19 protein-coding genes are annotated in these 18,668 nt (G+C 40.8%); 5 read left to right on the top strand and 14 right to left on the bottom strand.

Features of this window, described 5'->3' with window-relative positions:
* Positions 1-186: 186 nt before the first annotated feature.
* The 3 genes from CDG79_RS06185 to CDG79_RS06175 form a co-directional block, all read right to left on the bottom strand.
* Positions 187-1,695, bottom strand: coding sequence for a DUF1802 family protein (locus CDG79_RS06185; RefSeq protein WP_094341357.1), 1,509 nt, complete (start codon positions 1,693-1,695; stop codon positions 187-189).
* Positions 1,695-3,566, bottom strand: coding sequence for a P-loop NTPase fold protein (locus CDG79_RS06180; RefSeq protein WP_094341356.1), 1,872 nt, complete (start codon positions 3,564-3,566; stop codon positions 1,695-1,697). Before CDG79_RS06180 ends, CDG79_RS06185 begins: the two co-directional genes overlap by 1 nt.
* Before the next feature lie 64 nt (positions 3,567-3,630).
* Complete coding sequence (locus CDG79_RS06175) at positions 3,631-4,284, bottom strand: hypothetical protein (protein ID WP_094341355.1); 654 nt, start codon at positions 4,282-4,284, stop codon at positions 3,631-3,633.
* 339 nt (positions 4,285-4,623) lie between these two features.
* Between CDG79_RS06175 and CDG79_RS06170 the strand changes: the two genes are divergently transcribed.
* Both CDG79_RS06170 and CDG79_RS06165 read left to right on the top strand, forming a co-directional pair.
* On the top strand, positions 4,624-5,115 hold the full coding sequence (locus CDG79_RS06170) for a hypothetical protein (protein ID WP_094341354.1): 492 nt from the start codon (positions 4,624-4,626) through the stop codon (positions 5,113-5,115).
* A 94-nt stretch (positions 5,116-5,209) separates the two neighbouring features.
* On the top strand, positions 5,210-5,566 hold the full coding sequence (locus tag CDG79_RS06165; protein ID WP_094341353.1) for a translation initiation factor: 357 nt from the start codon (positions 5,210-5,212) through the stop codon (positions 5,564-5,566).
* 164 nt (positions 5,567-5,730) lie between these two features.
* Here CDG79_RS06165 and CDG79_RS42130 read toward each other — a convergent pair whose 3' ends face one another.
* The 5 genes from CDG79_RS42130 to CDG79_RS06145 all read right to left on the bottom strand — a co-directional run bounded on the left by CDG79_RS42130 (position 5,731) and on the right by CDG79_RS06145 (position 8,723).
* The gene (locus CDG79_RS42130) at positions 5,731-5,880 is read right to left on the bottom strand and encodes a hypothetical protein (protein ID WP_189524902.1); all 150 of its coding nucleotides are present in this window, start codon (positions 5,878-5,880) and stop codon (positions 5,731-5,733) included.
* A 364-nt stretch (positions 5,881-6,244) separates the two neighbouring features.
* Positions 6,245-6,460, bottom strand: coding sequence for an NAD(P)H-quinone oxidoreductase subunit O (locus tag CDG79_RS06160; RefSeq protein WP_094332783.1), 216 nt, complete (start codon positions 6,458-6,460; stop codon positions 6,245-6,247).
* A gap of 79 nt (positions 6,461-6,539) precedes the next feature.
* Positions 6,540-7,400: a DNA-formamidopyrimidine glycosylase gene (locus CDG79_RS06155; RefSeq protein ID WP_094341352.1), complete on the bottom strand. Its 861-nt coding sequence runs from the start codon at positions 7,398-7,400 to the stop codon at positions 6,540-6,542.
* A 251-nt stretch (positions 7,401-7,651) separates the two neighbouring features.
* Positions 7,652-7,867, bottom strand: coding sequence for a photosystem I reaction center subunit IV (locus CDG79_RS06150; protein WP_094332781.1), 216 nt, complete (start codon positions 7,865-7,867; stop codon positions 7,652-7,654).
* A 271-nt stretch (positions 7,868-8,138) separates the two neighbouring features.
* Positions 8,139-8,723 (bottom strand): PAP/fibrillin family protein, encoded by a 585-nt coding sequence (locus CDG79_RS06145; RefSeq protein WP_094341351.1) that lies wholly within the window; start codon positions 8,721-8,723, stop codon positions 8,139-8,141.
* Positions 8,724-8,955: 232 nt separating this feature from the next.
* Here CDG79_RS06145 and CDG79_RS06140 point away from each other — a divergent pair, with 232 nt between their 5' ends.
* On the top strand, positions 8,956-9,192 hold the full coding sequence (locus CDG79_RS06140; protein WP_094341350.1) for a DUF3134 domain-containing protein: 237 nt from the start codon (positions 8,956-8,958) through the stop codon (positions 9,190-9,192).
* 79 nt (positions 9,193-9,271) lie between these two features.
* Positions 9,272-10,363 carry a phospho-N-acetylmuramoyl-pentapeptide-transferase gene (gene mraY, locus CDG79_RS06135; protein WP_094341349.1) on the top strand — a complete coding sequence of 364 codons (1,092 nt, stop codon included), beginning with the start codon at positions 9,272-9,274 and terminating at the stop codon, positions 10,361-10,363.
* A 233-nt stretch (positions 10,364-10,596) separates the two neighbouring features.
* On the opposite strand, the gene CDG79_RS06130 is transcribed toward mraY, so the two are convergent.
* From CDG79_RS06130 to CDG79_RS06115, 4 genes are all read right to left on the bottom strand, one after another.
* Complete coding sequence (locus tag CDG79_RS06130) at positions 10,597-12,348, bottom strand: diguanylate cyclase (protein WP_094341348.1); 1,752 nt, start codon at positions 12,346-12,348, stop codon at positions 10,597-10,599.
* Positions 12,349-12,472: 124 nt separating this feature from the next.
* Positions 12,473-12,985 carry a MogA/MoaB family molybdenum cofactor biosynthesis protein gene (locus tag CDG79_RS06125; RefSeq protein ID WP_094341347.1) on the bottom strand — a complete coding sequence of 171 codons (513 nt, stop codon included), beginning with the start codon at positions 12,983-12,985 and terminating at the stop codon, positions 12,473-12,475.
* A gap of 100 nt (positions 12,986-13,085) precedes the next feature.
* The gene (gene psb28, locus CDG79_RS06120; protein WP_094341346.1) at positions 13,086-13,427 is read right to left on the bottom strand and encodes a photosystem II reaction center protein Psb28; all 342 of its coding nucleotides are present in this window, start codon (positions 13,425-13,427) and stop codon (positions 13,086-13,088) included.
* 613 nt (positions 13,428-14,040) lie between these two features.
* Positions 14,041-15,129 carry an aromatic ring-hydroxylating dioxygenase subunit alpha gene (locus CDG79_RS06115; RefSeq protein WP_094341345.1) on the bottom strand — a complete coding sequence of 363 codons (1,089 nt, stop codon included), beginning with the start codon at positions 15,127-15,129 and terminating at the stop codon, positions 14,041-14,043.
* Positions 15,130-15,624: 495 nt separating this feature from the next.
* On the opposite strand from CDG79_RS06115, the gene CDG79_RS06110 reads away from it, so the two are divergent.
* Positions 15,625-16,050, top strand: coding sequence for a heavy metal-responsive transcriptional regulator (locus CDG79_RS06110; protein WP_094341344.1), 426 nt, complete (start codon positions 15,625-15,627; stop codon positions 16,048-16,050).
* 27 nt (positions 16,051-16,077) lie between these two features.
* On the opposite strand, the gene CDG79_RS06105 is transcribed toward CDG79_RS06110, so the two are convergent.
* Positions 16,078-16,305: a hypothetical protein gene (locus tag CDG79_RS06105; RefSeq protein ID WP_094341343.1), complete on the bottom strand. Its 228-nt coding sequence runs from the start codon at positions 16,303-16,305 to the stop codon at positions 16,078-16,080.
* Positions 16,306-16,324: 19 nt separating this feature from the next.
* On the bottom strand, positions 16,325-18,652 hold the full coding sequence (locus CDG79_RS06100; protein ID WP_094341415.1) for a heavy metal translocating P-type ATPase: 2,328 nt from the start codon (positions 18,650-18,652) through the stop codon (positions 16,325-16,327).
* Positions 18,653-18,668 lie beyond the last annotated feature (16 nt).

Genomic DNA, 18,668 nt, shown 5'->3' with positions numbered 1-18,668 from the left:
TTTTATAGCTATTTCAAAAGCTATGCCTGGGTTGATCATTTGCTAAATTCAGGCATTCTTTTACGATAGACGAGCGATCGCTAGTTTTTTTTAACGAACCGCATACCCCTGCGGGGAAGTAAGCTACGCGCAGCGTCTCGTTAGAGAAGGACGCAAAGGTAAGAAAAGAGAGATATTATACTATTTTTAGTTAATAGGTAAATCGCGGAGAAAGTAAAAGCGATCGCTATTCCAATTACTACCTTTTATTCGTCCTAAATAGCCTGTTAAAGGTGAAGAAAGTTCTATAAGAATTTCGTGCATTTCTATTGTTTTTATTGGCTGTGGTGGATATGAACCGAAATATGCACCATGTAGAGATTCAACACCAGCAGATTCTATCCCCGAATTTTGTAGATAATTTTTCACAAGCTGGATAATGTGCGATCGCAACCTTATAGATTGTTCAACTTTATCAATATAAGTATTAATTTTATCTTCAGCTAAACCAAAGGGAGCTTGTTGCAAACACTGTTTTAGTTCTAATAAGTTGATAGAATTTTTGTAGTGTGCTTGCAGTTCAACTAGTTTTTGCAGTGTTTCAGGGCTAATAACATTCATTTGATTTTCGGTAGCTGTTCTTGATGCGTAAAAATTTAATTCTCCGGCGGCTACAATTAATTTAATAGAATTGTCATACTGAAATTTACCAAGATGGTTCATACCTATTTTTAGTAACTGTGCAGGTGTACCATCAGGAACTTTCTCAGTTTTAGTTGCTTTGCACTCTCCTACTATTGGATAAGGTTGTTCAGCGTAAAAATCCATGCCTCCCGCGCCACCCGTCGCATCTGGATTCAAACCTGAACCTGTAAAGCCTAATTTTAGTAATCCTCTACGAACCAATTTTTCAAATGTATGTCCGTCGCTAGAGTTCCCAACTTCAGCAATTTTATGAATCCAAGGTAAGTCTAAATCTAATGGGTTTTTTGGTTTATCACTACTCCAACCCAAAAATGCTTTGATATCGTCGTCTAATTGTTTCGCTGCTGGTTGGCTAATGGTTAGGGATGCGATCGCACTCTGCAATTCTTCCAATTCAGGATGCAGTGAGGGTTCTAGCTTTTCTAATTGGCGTTTGCGTTGGGCGAAGATGCGATCGTTTATTACTGGGTTGACTTCAGAAACATTCAGAGGTTGCGGTAATGCAAGAAACTGGCTACTTGATTTTATCGGGACTTCAATTGATTTAGGCAAATGATATACTCGCAAATATGCCAAAAAAATATTTTGCCTTTGCTTTAGTATTTCCTTTAAAGCTTCTGTTGTCCAAATAGTTAGCTGTGATAAAGTAGCCAAAGTTCCAGCATTATTAATAATTTGACACAGTTCACACTTAGCCCAGGCTTTAAGTAAGACTGTTTCATAAGCTAAAAGGGGTAGTTTTAACTGTTCCTCATTTGAAAGTAAGCTCATTTGCTGAGGCTGTATTAAAACACCCTGACTATTTAGTTGTGCGAATATACTTTGGGCAATAGGTAAGAAATTTGAGCGATAGTACTGTTCAACTGGTAGTAAATTAATTGACGCATCTGCTGGACAAAGGGCAAATTCTCGCCCCGGAGTAATAAATTTATTAGGCATTACTGCAATTATTCTCCCTTGCAACAACGCCTCAATTTCTGGTGCTGGTAAACGTAAAGCTGTATTAATCATTATTCCTGGAATAAATCATCTGAACCAACATTTACTACATCTGCAACCTCTGTTAAGGTGATATTACCACTTTCATTTTCTTCATCAATTACATCTTCAGGAACTTGTCCTGATGGATCGCTGAGAATTTCACGGATAAGATAATTATCAATTGCTATCCGCTTTTTGCGAATAAAATCAATAATTTGATCTTCGCTTAACTCATCATTCTCACGACCTTTCATGACAAAATGTAATGCTAAAAGTGGTTTGATGTCTTCAGGTTTTAATAATACCCATTCACCACCTAATTCAGTTGATAAAAGCTCACTTAAATACTTTTGTGCTTTAGCGGCTCCTTTATTAATTTGCTTAGAACGAATTAAGCACCCACGGGTTAAATCGAATTTTTTGTAGTCGATTAACCGTCTCAATGTAGCTTGGACGAATAATCCTCCAGACTCTTGCAGAACAGCTACGACAATTTTGACATCTTTACTGTTTTCCTTGCCAATAATTTTAAAGTCCAGATAGCCTCTATCAACAGCTTTTACTTGAACATCGACAACTTTTTCAATTTGTACATTCTCTATAGTTTCACCAATGACTACACTAAATCCTAATCGGAGTGCTTGAGCAAGAGTTGCTTTATCCTCCATGTAATCTTGTATGGTAGTTTCTAAAGCCGATATTTGTTGATTATAAACAAGTTCTACAGGGTGTATCTCTATTCCTCCGTTACCACCAGGAACTTTAAAATTGTCAGCACACCATTTCAAAACTTTTCTAACTATTGGTCTTTCTTTACCTAATGCTCTTAGCTTTTGTTCATCAAATGGGTAAAGTGTATGAGGAGGTGTTAAACCATTTTCTTCATAAAACTCTTCAAGCCATCGAGAAACTAAATTAATAACATCATCAGAATTGAGATACTTTAGCTCAATAACTTGCTCTCCAATCCTATCTACAACTGAATCAGCATTTCCTAATCTTTTGACTTCATTAATCCACTGATCAGGAAAGATAGAAGTTAGTAAAACGCCACGCTTAATTTTGTCGCATAAGTCTTTAGCAAAAATGGCAGTTACTTGTCGTCCAGTATACCCGATTTCATTACAGTGGTCAGTTTCCATTTCATCAAAACAAACTACTATTGGTTTGTAATCACCAATTAAGTTGATAATTTGCCGTGCTGTAGTGAAAGATTCAGCCTCTTTATCATCTGCACTCACATTAGCTAAACCCATTGCATCCGCTTTGGACTGTGGTAGGCTTTTACCAGCAAGCCAGCTAATTGCAAAGATTTCATAAGCTGGATCGGGAGATAGTGTCCATAAAATTGCTGTGATAATATCAGGATTTTCTAGATCACGCTTGATACCAAGTACCTTATCTCGTAAAACTTCAACCACCTTTGGATTTTTGACTAATGCCCCAGGAAATTGATTTATTAGCTGTTGAGGTGTATAGTTTTTGTTGAAAGCTTCATTAATTAAAGCTGTTGCTAAGTACTGCCATTGACTAACACCTTGACTACCTATTTGTTTAAGGCTATTGGCTAGAGTAGTTAAGAATTCTGCTTTAATACGGTTTAGGTTACTGCACTGACTCATGTAAACAAATAAAGCACTACCATCAACTTGCAATTGATGGCGGATTCTGCTGATAACATGACTTTTTCCTAAACCTCTTTCTGCTGTAATTGTAATACCAACTACTTTCCTTTGTCCGCTACGAACTTTTTCAACTGCGTCATAGATAGCATCAGAAGCATGAGAATTTAAAGATGGTACATCAGGAAACCCTTGTCCCCAAACATTCTGATCTCTAACTACTAAGCGTCCCTGAAATGGGTTGTTTTTGCTGATAACATTAATTAGATCGCTAGACATAGATTTAAACTAATTGTGTATGAGGGCTAGGAGAGAATTATCAAAAATTACAAAAATTGGTGGATTAGTTTAAACGTTTAGCATAGCAACGCAATCCACTGACTTCAGTCGTTACCGAATCTTCTAGTTTTCCTGGGTCATTGTCTGGTAAACTTCCACCTTGAAGTTGCAAAATATCCTTCTCCTGCATTTCCAACAGCCATTCATTGAAATCTTCACGAGTGATCTGATCGCCTATTTCTCTCCTAATCCGATAAATTGGCACTAGATCATCTAAGTTGTAGTTGTAGTTCAGCTTGTCGTAGACTTCCAACGCCACAGATTTAAATTCGTCGTAAGATGCGATCGCACCCTTCCCATTAACTGGTACATCTGCACTAACTACCGCAACATCAATCTGACTAATCCACTTCACCAGCGCATTCGCCGCCCAAGTTCCGACAATCGTCCCTTCAAACTTAAACTCGCCACTTCTCAAACCATCACGCAATACCTCTAAACCCTTGCCAGATGTCAGAGAATATCCCTTTTTGGAGATTGCGATCGCACCCTCTTTCTGTAATTCCTCGAATACACTCTGATAATCTGCTACCTTCTGGCTTTTGGATACAATTCGCTTAGTCAGTTGACCCTTCTTAACTTCCTGATGCGTTCCTCCCAAATCCCATAAAGCCAAAAGGAGACGAGTGCTAATTTGGGCTGTATTTTTTGATGTCATATTGAGTGTATTTTTTGACAAATGTCAGCATAGTAACTGTATATTTTTAATTTATTTACTCAGAAAAAATAACCGAGAAATTGCTGAATATTTCGGCGTTTCAGCTAAATTTGGTTAATCAAAAATCAACAATATATTTCCTTCGGATGAATGCAGTTTCTCTCAAAGGCAGGATGGAAGACTTGAGAAAATCAACGATCATGACAGTTAAACGCTGTGGCTGGTGCAGTTACAAATCAAGGGGTACATGTTTTTCCGATCTAGGCGAAATAACAGGAATTGCAACTTGGTTTTTGCAACAGCATGGCTCTTAGCAAATAAAGGTGATAACGAAATCCGATGAATACAATATATAAAGAACGTAAAATAGTTTCGCGTCTATTCGCAGTGCTGCTTTCAGCATTGCTAATGGTACCCTTGCTGAGTAGCTGCGGAGGCGGTTCCCAAAAAGCCTCAGTTCCACCACCTGTTGATGATAGTGTTGGTAGAACAGTGAGCGATCGCAACACAAACCAACCTGAAGCTAAGAAGGGATTGGGTACAGGGCAAAAAGTGGCACTTTTAGCAGGGGCTGCGGGACTTTATTACCTCTACAACCAACATAAAAACGCTTCACAAGAAGGAGCGCAAGGTAAATACTATCTTTCCAAGAATGGGCGTGTATACTACCGTGATGCCGAACATCGCGCTCACTGGGTAACTGCACCAGCAGAAGGAATTCGAGTCCCCGAATCTGAAGCACAAAAATATCGGGAATTCCAAGGCTACAACAGAAGTACTACAGGTCGCGATCTCACTGGTATAACTTCATCCGCAGCACCGCAACTCTAGACCAGCCAAGCGTGTGTAAATCTAAAGCGGGTTTCCCGGAGGATAACGCCGATGGCGCACGTCGGAAACACGAACTTAAATCAGGAGACAGATTATGGTAGATGAATTTTTCCGAAAGGCGAAAGATTTGCTTTTGGGGTCGAACAGCGATCAAGCTGAAGAAGATGCCAAATTGCGCGATGGGCTACGCCCCGCCGTAGGCGATCGCAATGTCCGCCCAGCCAGTGAAGATCCCTACGGCGACCCCGCAGATCCAGCATCTTACGGCGATGTCCGTCCAGCCAGCGAAGACCCTTATGGCGACCCCGCAGATATCGCGTCTTACGGCAACGTTCGCCCAGCTAGTGAAGACCCTTATGGCGACCCCGCAGACACAGGGGAGTTTGGTGATGTCCGCCCAGCCAGCGAAGACCCCTACGGCGACCCCGCAGATCGGGATTCCCGCAGTTAATGCCAAATTAATCTCATGGTGTTGGTTTTCATAGGGCGAGCAATTTTGGAATAACAAATAAGGCAGTGGGTTCAAATCCTCTTGCCTTTTCTTTTTGTTGCTATTTCAAACTTAATTAACCCATTACAATCATCATCGATGAATCCGAGAACTTGTATCTTAAATTAGGAATTATTTGCTCGCTTCTTGTTATCCAAAATTTCCTGCGATCGCTCAAGATTTTGACGCACAGATTGAGCCGAAGTATGCAAACACTCTCTTTCTTCATTGCTGAGTGTTAATTCCAATACACGCTTGTAAGCCAAATAAGTCATCACATCCAACGGATTAGTAACGACAACAAAAATAGCATTGAAAGAAATACCTCATACCTCTTGCATAAATCAAAAATACAGAACCCCTCCCAAAAAGCGGGGAGGGATTGGGTGTTAGGGACTTTTGCAAGAGGTCTAAGAGGATGTTTGAAAAGTCCTCTTGTCGGTATTAAAAGTTTTAGATCCCCCTAAATTCCCCTTAAAAAGGGGGACTTTAAGACTCTTATTCCCCCCTTAAAAAGGGGGGTTAGGGGGAATCTAAAAGTGCCTAAAATCACAGTCAAATAATTGTTCATTCAACCTCTAATAAGCGAAGTCAGAATCAATGCTGAATTCTGAATTCCGACTCCTGAATTCTTTTTTATTATTTAAACTCTTCTAGTTGATCTACACGTAACCAAACGTTTGGTGTCGGCACTTTCCCGAACTTAATCAGGGCGTAATCACCTTTGACATCTAGAATTTCGCCCTTGGTTTCAAACAAATAAGAAGGAAAGCGAGTATCACTGGCTTTTGCTTCCAAACTGTTTTCCAGTTTCTCGCGGATCGCGCGAACCATATCTCCCTTTTTAACTGCCATGAATTCTCCTTTCAAATTTATAGATTGTTTTATCTGCATTTTAGGAGAGTTCCGAATTAGAAGTAAAAATTCCTAACTCCTAACTCCCAACTCCCCCTAACGTTTGACACTGTAGGCAAAAATGACTAGATCGCCCAGCCAACCTAATCCGTTGAATTGGCCTACCACAAACTCGACAGGGTTCTCCAGCGCGGTTATAAACCCAGGCAACACCACCATAATTGCCGTTGACACCTTTAACACTTAAGAAGTTACTAAAAGTTGTACCGCCAGCCTGAATACTGGTTTCTAAAACTTGAATTATGGCTGTTCGCAAACGCTCAATTTGCTTTAGCTGTAAATCTATACACAAAGTTTCAGGTAAAATTCCACTCTTAAACAGGGCTTCATCGGCATAAATATTTCCTAATCCCGCCACCACCGACTGATCCAGTAACGCAGTCTTAATTGGACGGCGGCGGTTTTTGAGCTTGCTTGCTAGATATTCAACAGTGAATTCCGGTGAAAATGGATCTGCTGCCAGTTTTGCCAAACCAGTCATAATATTTTCTACAGCAACAGTAGGCGGAACCCACCAAATTTTACCGAAGGTGCGCTGATCGACAAAACGCAATTCCTGCCGCTCCCCAAAGAATAATCTAACCCGCGTGTGCTTATGTAATGGTTCATCTCGATGTAGCCAAAGTAGTTGACCGGTCATTCGCAGATGAACCCCTAGCCAACTGGTTGATGAAGGGGAAGAAAGTTCGGCGAGGAGATATTTACCGCGACGATGCCAAGTAGCTATTGTATTCTGGTTAATTCCATCAACAAACTCACCTACAGAAAACGGGTAGGCGATGGTGCGATTGAGCAGCACATCTCCACCCGTAATTTCTTGGTTAAGGGTCAATTGATTTAGACCCTTTCGGACTGTTTCAACTTCAGGCAGTTCAGGCATTCAAGCTGATTAAGCAGACAATTTTAATGTACTTGGGGGTTCAATAAAGAAGAGATGGGGTAGTAACTTACACAGCCGTAGATGGCTCGTTATTATTACCCAAGAGAAACCGTAAATACCCGCAGGGCGGCTCTCATAGATTAGGGTAGGCTAGGATGAAGAATGAATGAACTGAAATTTCAGACTTCATACCTTCAGACTTAAGACTACCCTTCATCATCGCATCAAACAACCCACTTGTAGCTTTGCTGCTATTTTTTAGGTGGTTTAGCCTTTGGTGCTTCAACCTCGACTAATTCATCCTGAGCAAAGTTGTTGGTATTGATACCAGAGTAATTGACCTTATCAAAGCGGACAATTACAGGGTATTTGATGCCGCTTTGGTCAATGGAAGCCACAGTTCCAAGATCCTGAAACCAGTAGGATTCAGGGCGGAGAATACGTACTTTAGAACCACGTTGAACCATGATTATTTTCCCTTTTAGTTATCAATCGCCAATCTAGAGGGCTAATTGATTTCACTCTACAACCTGAAGGTCGCGACAAGAGTCTTTGTTAAGTTATTTATCTGAATTTGGTATGGCGCATTGGTTAATGGACATTGAATATTAGTTATTCGTATCTCTCTCATCTCGGCCACCCCATACCATATACCAAATTTAAAACTGTATCATACCCTACTTGACAAGGTGGCCATTCTAGCTTACCTTCATTGCGAAACAGTATTTTTGCACAAACTTATGTTTTACTCAATATGAACACGCTCCCCTCGTTCCCTCTGCCGATCCGCAGATCGTTATCTATATAAGTGATATCTAACCAGCCTTGCTGTCGATCGCTGTTTATAGCAACATCAATTGCCGGAAATTTTCTACCTTCTTCAATTTGTTGGATAAAAGTTACCGGAGAATTGTATTCTATTAAACGTTGTAAGCCGATAATAGACCGCTCAAATTTTACTTGGACACGTTGACCGGAAACTGGCTCAAATTTAGCAGCAATGCTGACTAATCCTTCCAAATAAGGTAAGCCATAAATCTCAGCTATGTTGTAAACACTGGTAGTCTCTACCCGGATACACTGATAGATTTGACCTAGTTTGCAAAAAGGTAGACGATCTAAATTTAAAAGAGCCTTGCTATTGGTGTATAGTAATCGCCAATTGCCATCTAGCAAATTACCAGCTTCCACCGGACGGGGTGTAGGATTAAAGTCTTCTAAATTGGCGATCGCTGCTAAGATAGCCTGTTTCTGGGCTTCAGTCGCCAGTAGACCGCGATTAGTACCAGCGATCGCATCCATGAGAGCCGCTTTTCCCATCATCGCCTAGTCACCTCTAAAATCACTCACTTTCCATCAGCATAAACAAGATATTCATAACCTATGTGTAGAACCATAAAATTACTAAGAATCGCTTGACTTAAGCCTAAATAAAAAATTTCTATCTGAATGCGGATTTATCAACCAAAGGGTTGAAAAGATAACTAAATTAATCCGTGTCAAGTGATAGACTCTAAATGTCAACTTACGTAAACCTTTTCTTGTCTTCTTTGATATGTTGAACTCTCCATTACGTGAAGAACCCCGTAACCAGCGAGCCCATGTCATCCCCATCAAGCCAGAGTCCTCTTTATTAGATTGGTTGGAAAATAAGGGTCGGATAATAACACGTGACGTTCACGAACCGGATTTTCAAGATGGCGAAGAAGAAATAAACTCCCTAATGGGTGTAGAAGATGGAATTGGCTACGACCTTGATGATGATGACGATATAGGAATCGCCGAGGATTAGCCTTTTCAGGCTAGGGACTTGGTAGTATCCCTAGCTATTGGTATTCAATTTAATAAGTGTGGAGTGAAGGGAAACTTCTGTGGACGCTAAATTATCTCCTGAGCAAGGACTAAATATTTCTGGAATCGCGCTAGCCTCTCTGTTAGCGGTTGGTCTAGGTACAACAGCATTTTTCTTGGATTCGATGGCCAACAGACTACCTTGGCAAAGTATGTCGTTAACCCTGCCACTGCTGTTGTGTGCCCTGGGTTCAGGTGCTGTAGGCTATTGGGTAATACCTTTACTTCAAGCACTTAAAACTGGACAAATAATCCGCGAAGATGGGCCCCAAGCTCATTTAAAAAAGGCAGGCACCCCCACAATGGGAGGTATATTTTTTATCCCTGTAGGTGTGATTATTGCCTGCATCTTGTCTAACTTTGCTACAGATGTCCTTGCAGTTTCGGCATTGACAATTAGCTACGGATTGATTGGCTGGCTTGACGATTGGCAAATTCTCCGCCGGAAATCAAATAAAGGTATATCTCCCCGAACGAAACTGGCTTTGCAAGTAGGTTTTGCAGCAGTGTTTTGTCTATGGCTGATGTTTAATCAACCTTCTAATATTACGAATATTGCTTTACCTTGGGTAAGCTTCACACTACCATTAGGATTTTTATTTTGGCCCTTAGCAGGTTTTGTGCTAGTTGCAGAAAGTAATGCCACTAATTTAACAGATGGGATTGATGGCTTGGCAGCAGGAACAGTAGCGATCGCACTTTTGGCATTAGGTGCCTTAATCGCACCCACAGCACCTGGATTGATGGTTTTCTGTGCGGCTTTAAGTGGTGGGTGTTTAGGTTTCTTAGCCCATAATCGTAATCCAGCCCGCGTTTTCATGGGAGATACTGGTTCCCTGGCACTGGGAGGAGCATTAGCTGCTGTAGCGCTATTGACAAACACCTTAGTAGCACTGTTCATTCTCAGTGGTATCTTCTTCGTAGAAACTCTTTCGGTGATGGCACAAGTAAGTTATTACAAAGCCACCAAAGGCCCCGATGGCAAAGGCAAACGTCTCTTCAAAATGGCACCCTTACACCATCATTTAGAACTCACTGGCTGGTCAGAATTGCAAGTAGTTGGAGTATTTTATATAATCGCGGCTATTTTAGCTACCATCTGTTTAGTGTAGGGGCAGCCCACCGCAGGCATCACTTCATTCTGAATCAAATCATATTTTGAGAAAATAGTCGAAGACCAAAAAACAACTCCCACATCTTCAGGGAGTTGTTTTTTATACGGGAAAATCTATTATCCATTATCCATAATGTAGAGATGTGAAACTGGACTGGCCTTTATCCCGCTACCCTGAAGCGTTTCTAGATTCTATTTCACCATTTGCAGTTTTATGAATTACGAATTATTTTAATTGTACCTATTTACATACTCAATAACCCGATTCTTGCCTGTTCGCTTTGCCTCAAGCATTGCTTGATTTGCCCGATTCAGAAAATCTGTAACCGTAATTCCTGATTCTGAAACAGCAATTCCAAAAGAAGCGGTAATGCCTTGAAGAATCCGATCGCCGTCCTTTAATTGCATTTGTTCAACATCTAGCCTTAGTTGTTCTACTCGCTTCCTGAGCGTTTCCAGCGTCATATTAGGCATTACAATCACAAATTCTTCACCACCCCATCGGCAAGGAATATCAAAAGAGCGAATAGATTTTAACAGCAGTTTTGCTAATCCCCGAATAACAATATTGGCAGTCAAATGCCCATAGCGCGAGTTGTATGCTTTAAAGTTATCGATATCAAGGAAAATAACACTAAGAGGTTGTCCAGACCGTTCAGCCTCCGCTAGCCTTTGTTCCAGTATGGTTTCCATATAGCTTTGATTGAATAGTTGGGTCATTCCATCCCGCAAATTATCATAAGCTAGACGTTTTTTTATCGATAGATTATTCAGTGCAAAGCCTAATGTTCTAGCAATAATCTCAGTAATTTGCCGATCTTCTGGACTGATTTCTTCAAGAGCATAGAGGTGTAGAATCCCAACTACTTCGCCTTGTCCAAACAATGGGAAGCACAAATGTGCGCCATTAATCGGCTGTATTAAGTGGCTGCACATCAGTCCTGAGTTACAAGGCGATAAAAGGTTTAATTTCCCTCTTCGCAATGCCCAGCATTGAGATATTGAAAATATTTCTTTACTGCTTTTTTCATCTCCCCAAGAACTATTCATCTGAACATAATTCTTGGAATTAGCAATTATATAGATACAACCACTCATGCTAGGAAACAGCTTAGAACAGGTTAAAGCAACAACTTGATACACCTCATCTTCAGACTCACAGCAATAAAGCATATCGGCCATATCTGAGAGATATATAAGTTCCCGTTTTTTTGCCTCTAATTTCAGTGTTCTTTCTTCTAGTTGCCGATTTAGATCGGTGAGCGATCGCTGTGCTTCTATGGATTCTGTAATATCGATACTGATCCCACCGATGCGGCGATCGCCCGTTGCGCCATCGCTAAAGGGAAACTTAAAGGATAGCCAGTAGCATGGCTGTTCATCATCAGCGATCTTTATCTCTTCAATTAACTTTAAAGGGCTTAAAGTCTTCAAAACGACTCGATCGTTTTCCATTACCCGCCGCCCCTCTTCTGGATCTTTCAAGAATTCACTATCCGTTTTCCCCAACCATTCTTGTGAATCTACCGAAAACCTAGACTGTATTTCCTGGTTGTAGTAAAGCACTCTAGATTGCTCATCTTTGATATAGGCTCCAAAGGGGCCCTGATCTAGGAATAGCCTTTGTATCTGCTGGCTGCGTTGAAGTTCGCGGGTATTTTCTTGAGATTTGGCGATCGCCTCTAAAATTTGATAAGCGGTTGGTATTAGGCACAGTAATACACATAATGAGACAAATGCCATTACATCAAGTACGCCCAAGTACAACAGCGACACTGCCGAATCCGGCTCAAAAGCCGCCAAAAAATGATGAAATCCGCAAAATATTACGAATCCACCTGATAATAAAAACGCTGGCCAAAACTTAGAAGGGATAGTTACCTTGGTTTTGGCAAAGAAAATCCCTACTAATATAGGGATGCCAAAGTATGAAAATGCGGTGATGCCATGACCAATTATGCAATTCCAGTAAATAGGCTCCATTGCTGACCTGATATTAACATTTCATCCGTTTTACTATAATTCTGGGTCGTCTCAAGATGTAAGCGTAGAAAGGATGATTTCAGTACTTTATTCCTTAATTTTACGTAGCTTCCTAAAAGGCTACTCATTTCAATCCCTTATATAGCTGACTTACCAAGTGAGTAAGTTCGGGCACAATTAGTTTTTCCATCGCCAGCCGCACAGCATTACTGGAACCAGGAAGCGAGAAGATTAATTTATCTTGATAAATACCAGCAACAGCGCGAGAAGCGATCGCCCGCGAACCAATTTCTTGATAACTTAAAAAACGAAATAACTCACCAAACCCTGGCAAAGTTTTCTCCAGTAACTTCTCAATGGCATCGTAGGTGGTATCTCTTGGTGCAATACCTGTGCCACCATTAAAAATTACAGCATCCAAATTTGAGCTTTTACCCAGATGTTCTATCTGCTCTTGAATTTGTGTTGGTTCATCTTTGATAATCGTGTAGGCTCCGACAGCATAGTTAGCACCAATGAGTAACTGCTGAATTAGTTGGCCACTTTTGTCTGTTTCGGGCTTGCGTGTATCGCTGACAGTAATCACAGCACAAGTTACCGTAATCCCAGGTGAATCTGGATGGGGCTGTTGTGTCATGGGTTAAGCTTTTAACTTTTGATAATGGACAATTGGGCACGGAGAATAGCGCATTCTACATGAAAAAATTACCTATGTCCTGTGCCCTATGCCCTATGCCCTATTTTTCCGCCTTGCTGAGTCCGAGATCGTTTTCTTCAGCATACCGTTCCATAAAGCGCATAAAGCGATCCCATTCTTGGGCAGATTTCATCACATAAATTGCTTCTAATGCTTCCGGTTTCCCGTTGACAAATTTACCCTTAACTTCACGGGTAATTATCTCCCCTTCTTCGTCAATCAAGTACATCCCCGTAATGTCTTCGGTGCTGCCTTGATCTAAAATCTTCGGATTGGTAAAAATAAACGTCGCTGTACCACTGTCACCAGTGCGCGATCGCGTCAAGCGCACCTCTGGAGTTACTTCTTCGTCAAGACCTTTAGAAAACTGGATTTTCGCCATGATCAATGAATTTAAACTTTTGTGATGGTTAATTTAATATTCTCTCATCAATTAGAACACCACGGTCTAGAGGCTACTGTTATTCGTTTTTTTAGTGTATATACTTAAATTGCTTATTTTTACAGTAATAAATTTTATTTTTTTGGTCTAGCTATCAAGTCGTGAGGACAAGGCAGCTTCTTGATAAAAAGGTAAAGTTGGCACATCTTGACGATGAACTGAATAAAATTAAGTTTGCATTGCAATCATCAAACTTATGTAAATATACAGTTATTTGCCTCATGAAAAAGAGGATTTTCTAACCTAGAAAACAAGGAAAACAGATATATCCAGTTAATTGGTGTTTATTTATACTATTTCAAATTTTTGTAGTCGTTATACTCATAGCTTAGGTTCTACCTGGGAATTAGGAAGTGGCTTTGCCACTTCTTTTTATTTATCTAGTAGCCCAGTAAAAAATAAATTAAAAGTTAAAAGTAATTTGTTGAACTTTTAACTTTTACTAGTCGTTATCTCATGTCTGTTTAATTGACCATCAAATAATTAGCCTGTTAATTTATGGCTTTGTAACCTCCAGGCAATTTAACAGAATTCTGGTCATATAGACATGACATTAGTCATTATTCATTTTATCTTGCCATCTCTCGCGCTTGAGCTTGCTCTCCACATCGTGCGATCGCGCATCTTGCCAAGTCCCCCACATTAGGGATTGCTGTTTTTCAACATGGTTAATAAACTGCATGATTGACTGATCTGCTTTGATTGGGGTTTTCAAATCAAACTTAATTGTTTGGAGAATCTTGATGTCACCCATGAGAAAGTACTTAGCTGCAATCTTAGTCAGCCATAGTACAACTCGATTGCATAACCAACCAAAAATTCCTTTACGTTTCTTAGTTATCAATAGAACTTGACCTTCAGTTTTTCCCTCTTCGTAGAGGCGAACTGCAACCATCATGTGGATATGGAAGAAATCAGGGCCAAGTGTCACAATGCCAATGCTACCGTACCAATAGCAAATACTGTAAGTTATGACATTTTTGTAGAAAAGACGGATCAGCTTAATGAACAAGAAATTGTCTTTGATGGGTGTAGTATTACTGAAAATAATCGCATTCTCGTTCAGTTCATGTCTTTCAAAAATAATTTCTAGTGGCAATTTGTGAACTGTATTGAGGTGTTGAGCATCAATCGCATTAATCATCACCACATTGGGGTGACAGTTCAGCAAGAAGTGGGAATGGATGGCTACATGACACTCTTTTTGTTCTAACTCTGGAACAAAAGGTAGAGGTTGTTGTGGTATTTCTCCAGTCCAAACCCAAATCATCCCATACTTCTCAGCAGTGGGCCAAGTTTGTAATTTTAGGGAAGGCGGTGTATCTAAACATGGGATATCAATACACATCCCCTCTGCATCAAACTTCCAGTGATGGAAAAAACAACGGAGTGCATTACCCTCAACTTTGCCTTCAGCAAGGTGAGCGCCCATGTGGGGACAGTAGGCATCAAAGGTAGCTACTCTTTTGTCTTTACCACGGTAAATTACTAGTTCTCTGCCCAAAATAGTGACAGGTTTGACTTCACCTACCCGCAGATTTTGAGAGGGTATTACCCAATACCATCCCTCAACAAAACGCTCTGGATTATTAAAATTTTTAGGTTTACGGGTTGAGCTAAAAGTCTGCGAGTTGAGATTCATTTTTATAGTTTCACTTGAGGTGAAGCATTTGATCTAGAAGTAACATGGAAACTTTTAAAAAACAGTTACTTTCAGTACCAGGACAAACAGCTACCTAATAAACAGATAAAAATCAATAGTCAAAATCTCAACTAAATTCTATGAAGATTCTTAAAATTATGACACCCTAACATAAGCTTATGTAAACTAGTATCCATTTTTAATAGATATTGGGAAAATAGAAGATTAGTAAAATTTATAATTGGATAAAAATTTAAAATACTGATGCCAATTTTTCGCTAAATGCTCAAATGACTTAATAGCTACTAAGGTATAGGAATCATATTTTATTTTTGAACAAAATTAGGTATTGTAGGGTGTGTTAGAACGCACGTAACGCACTATTATCGAAGGTTTGGTGCGTTACGCTGTCGCTAACACACCCTACGCATCCTTTCATAAATCAAATCGTATTTTTATATGTGATAATAGTTACAAGAATTGGGGAAATCTGCCGTGTTAACTCAGAATGAAAAACTGCTTTTAATTGGTCAGGTAACAGATATAAGCGGAATCCCTATCAGGACAATTCGCTATTACGAGAGTTTAGGTTTACTCAAGTCCTCAAGACGAACAGAGGGAGGCTTCCGCCAGTTTTCATTGGATGTGCTGACTCGTCTAGCCTTTATTAAAAGGGCACAAAATCTTGGTCTTAGTCTAGAGGAGATTGGAAATATTCTTCAGGTCTATGACCAAGGACAAGCTCCTTGTGGTGAAATTAAAGAAAAGCTTGAAGACAAGCTCTTGCACATCGATCGCCAAATCGATCAATTGTTAACTTTACGTTCTGAGATAAAGGGATTACTTTCAGGCTGGAAAAATACTAGCGATCGCTATGAAGATACAATTTGTCCTATTATTCAAAACATCCCTGAGTGCTAATTGTTAAAAAGTAAAAATAGAATGAGATCAGGACTCAGGACTTTTATAGAGGAGAAACCACCATAACTCTAATCCAATCAAGGCTAAACCAGCGATCGCAACACCAACTTTCAAGCCCAAAGGTTGCTCAATGCGTTGAAATTGGCTGGCTTGTTCTGACGAGTGGGCTGGCATTTCTGCTAATGTCACACCTGATGTTCCAGTGAGAAGCACTAAAGCTGTCAGGCTTCCCCAAAGCATTTTTTTACTGAACATTTCCTAAATTACCCTGCAATTATGAGAGAGCTTTTGGTTGAAAGTTACGCAATCTCAGAGCATTGCTAACAACAGATAGCGAAGAAAGAGCCATCGCAGCCCCGGCGATAATTGGATTGAGTAACCAACCAAAAATAGGGAAGAGAATTCCAGCCGCAATGGGAATGCCAATGACGTTGTAAATAAACGCAAAGAAGAGATTTTGCTTGATATTGTTGATTGTGGCGCGGCTGAGTTGAATTGCTGTGACAATTCCTTGCAAATCTCCAGAAATTAGGGTGATATCGCTAGCTGTGATCGCTACATCTGTTCCTGTCCCAATAGCAATTCCCACATCAGCCTGTGCTAAGGCTGGTGCATCATTTATACCATCGCCAACCATTGCTACAAGGGATTGGGGACTGGGGATTGGGGATTGGGGATTGGGAAGAATTTTCCCTAGTCCCCAGTCCCTAGTTCCCAGTTCCCCTCTTTGCAAAGATTGGATAATCGCCGCTTTTTGATCTGGACGCACTTCGGCAAATACTCGCTGGATGCCAACTTCTTGAGCGATCGCATCAGCCGTTTTCCGATTGTCTCCGGTGAGCATTACTACTTCTAAACCTAGCTTCTGTAAAGCTTTCACCACTGCTATAGATGAAGGTTTGAGGGCATCGGCAATACCCATGATTCCTTGTAGTTCGCCATCTACAGCAATCAAAATGACTGTTTTACCAGCCGCTTCCCAAGCATCTTTATACTGCTGGAGAGCAATAACATTAATTCCAAGTTCTGTTAACCAGCGTTGTGTACCAATTTGCACAAGTTGATTTGAAACAACTGCTTGTACACCACTACCTGCGTTAGCTATGAAGTTTTGTGCATCTATTAAACTCACTTCTTGAGACTGGGCATATTTCACCACCGCTTCAGCTAAAGGATGCTCAGAGTTCCGTTCCACTGTTGCTGCTAACTGTAAAAGCTTGATTTCATTGCCATTAGCTGTACCGTTAACAGTTACAAAATCTGTAACCGTGGGTTTACCCTGAGTCAAAGTACCAGTTTTATCTAAAACGATGATTTGAATTTTGTGTGCTAGTTCTAAGCTGTCAGCACCCTTAATTAAGATGCCATTTTCTGCACCTTTGCCCGTCCCCACCATCACAGATGTGGGGGTAGCTAAACCCAAAGCACAAGGACAAGCGATAATTAGTACACCCACCGTTGTCATTATTGCTAAGGTGAGGTTGCCAGTGAAATTAAACCAAATGACGAAAGTGGCGATCGCAACGGCAATCACAGCTGGTACAAACCATCCTGTCACCCGATCTGCCAAACGCTGAATGGGTGCTTTAGAACCTTGTGCCTGTTGCACTAGTTTGACGATTTGAGCCAAAAACGTATCATTTCCGACTCGTGTCACCCGAAACTGAAATGCACCCGCACCGTTAATCGTTGCCCCAATCACCTCATCTCCTGGCTGCTTTTTCACTGGCAAACTTTCACCAGTCACCATCGCTTCATCTACCGTCGAAGCGCCTGCAATCACTTCGCCATCTACCGGAATCTTCTCGCCAGGACGGACTAAAATCACATCATTAATTCTGACTTCGGCGATGGGAACATCAACTTCTACACCACCAAGGATAACTCTGGCATCTCTGGCTTGCAATCCGATCAGTTTGCGGATGGCTTCAGAAGTTTCTCCCCTAGCGCGATTTTCTAACAACCGCCCCAATAAAATTAAAGTAATAACAATGGCAGCAACTTCATAATAAACATGAGGTATCAAGCCCTGAGCAATAAAAAATTTCGGGAAAACAGTGACAAATAAAGAATATAGATACGCTGCACTTGTACCCAAAGCAATCAGCGTGTCCATCGTCGCCGTATGGCGCTTGAGAGATTTCCAGCCATTGCGGTAAAAAGATCCGCCACACCACAATATAACGGGTGTTGTCAGCACTAACTGTACCCAAGGATTTTGCAGGAAGTTGGGAATTAAAGGGAAGTTTAGCCCAGTCATCATCGGCAACGACCCCAAAAAGAGGAAAATGCTGATTACACCTCCCATAACTACTTTGAGGAAGAGTTCGCGTTGTAATGCTTGCCTATTCGCTTTTTCGGCATCATCTTCTTCAGAGAGCAATTCTTCCTGGAGTGAGTAAGAAGAGTATCCCGCAGATGCGATCGCAGCTTGAATTTTCTCTAAATTGGCTAGAGAGCGATCGTACTTGATAGTGGCTTGTTCTGCTCCAAAGTTAACGTTGCAGTCAATCACCCCAGGAACAGAGCGAATTGCCTTTTCGATGTTGTTAGCGCAACCAGCGCAACTCATGCCTCGAAGTTTGAGTGTGAGAGTATCCATGCTGGGGACTGGGGGT

Source organism: Nostoc sp. 'Peltigera membranacea cyanobiont' 232 (genome assembly GCF_002245985.1).
Classification (GTDB): domain Bacteria; phylum Cyanobacteriota; class Cyanobacteriia; order Cyanobacteriales; family Nostocaceae; genus Nostoc.
This window is presented reverse-complemented; position numbering and strand designations above follow the sequence as displayed.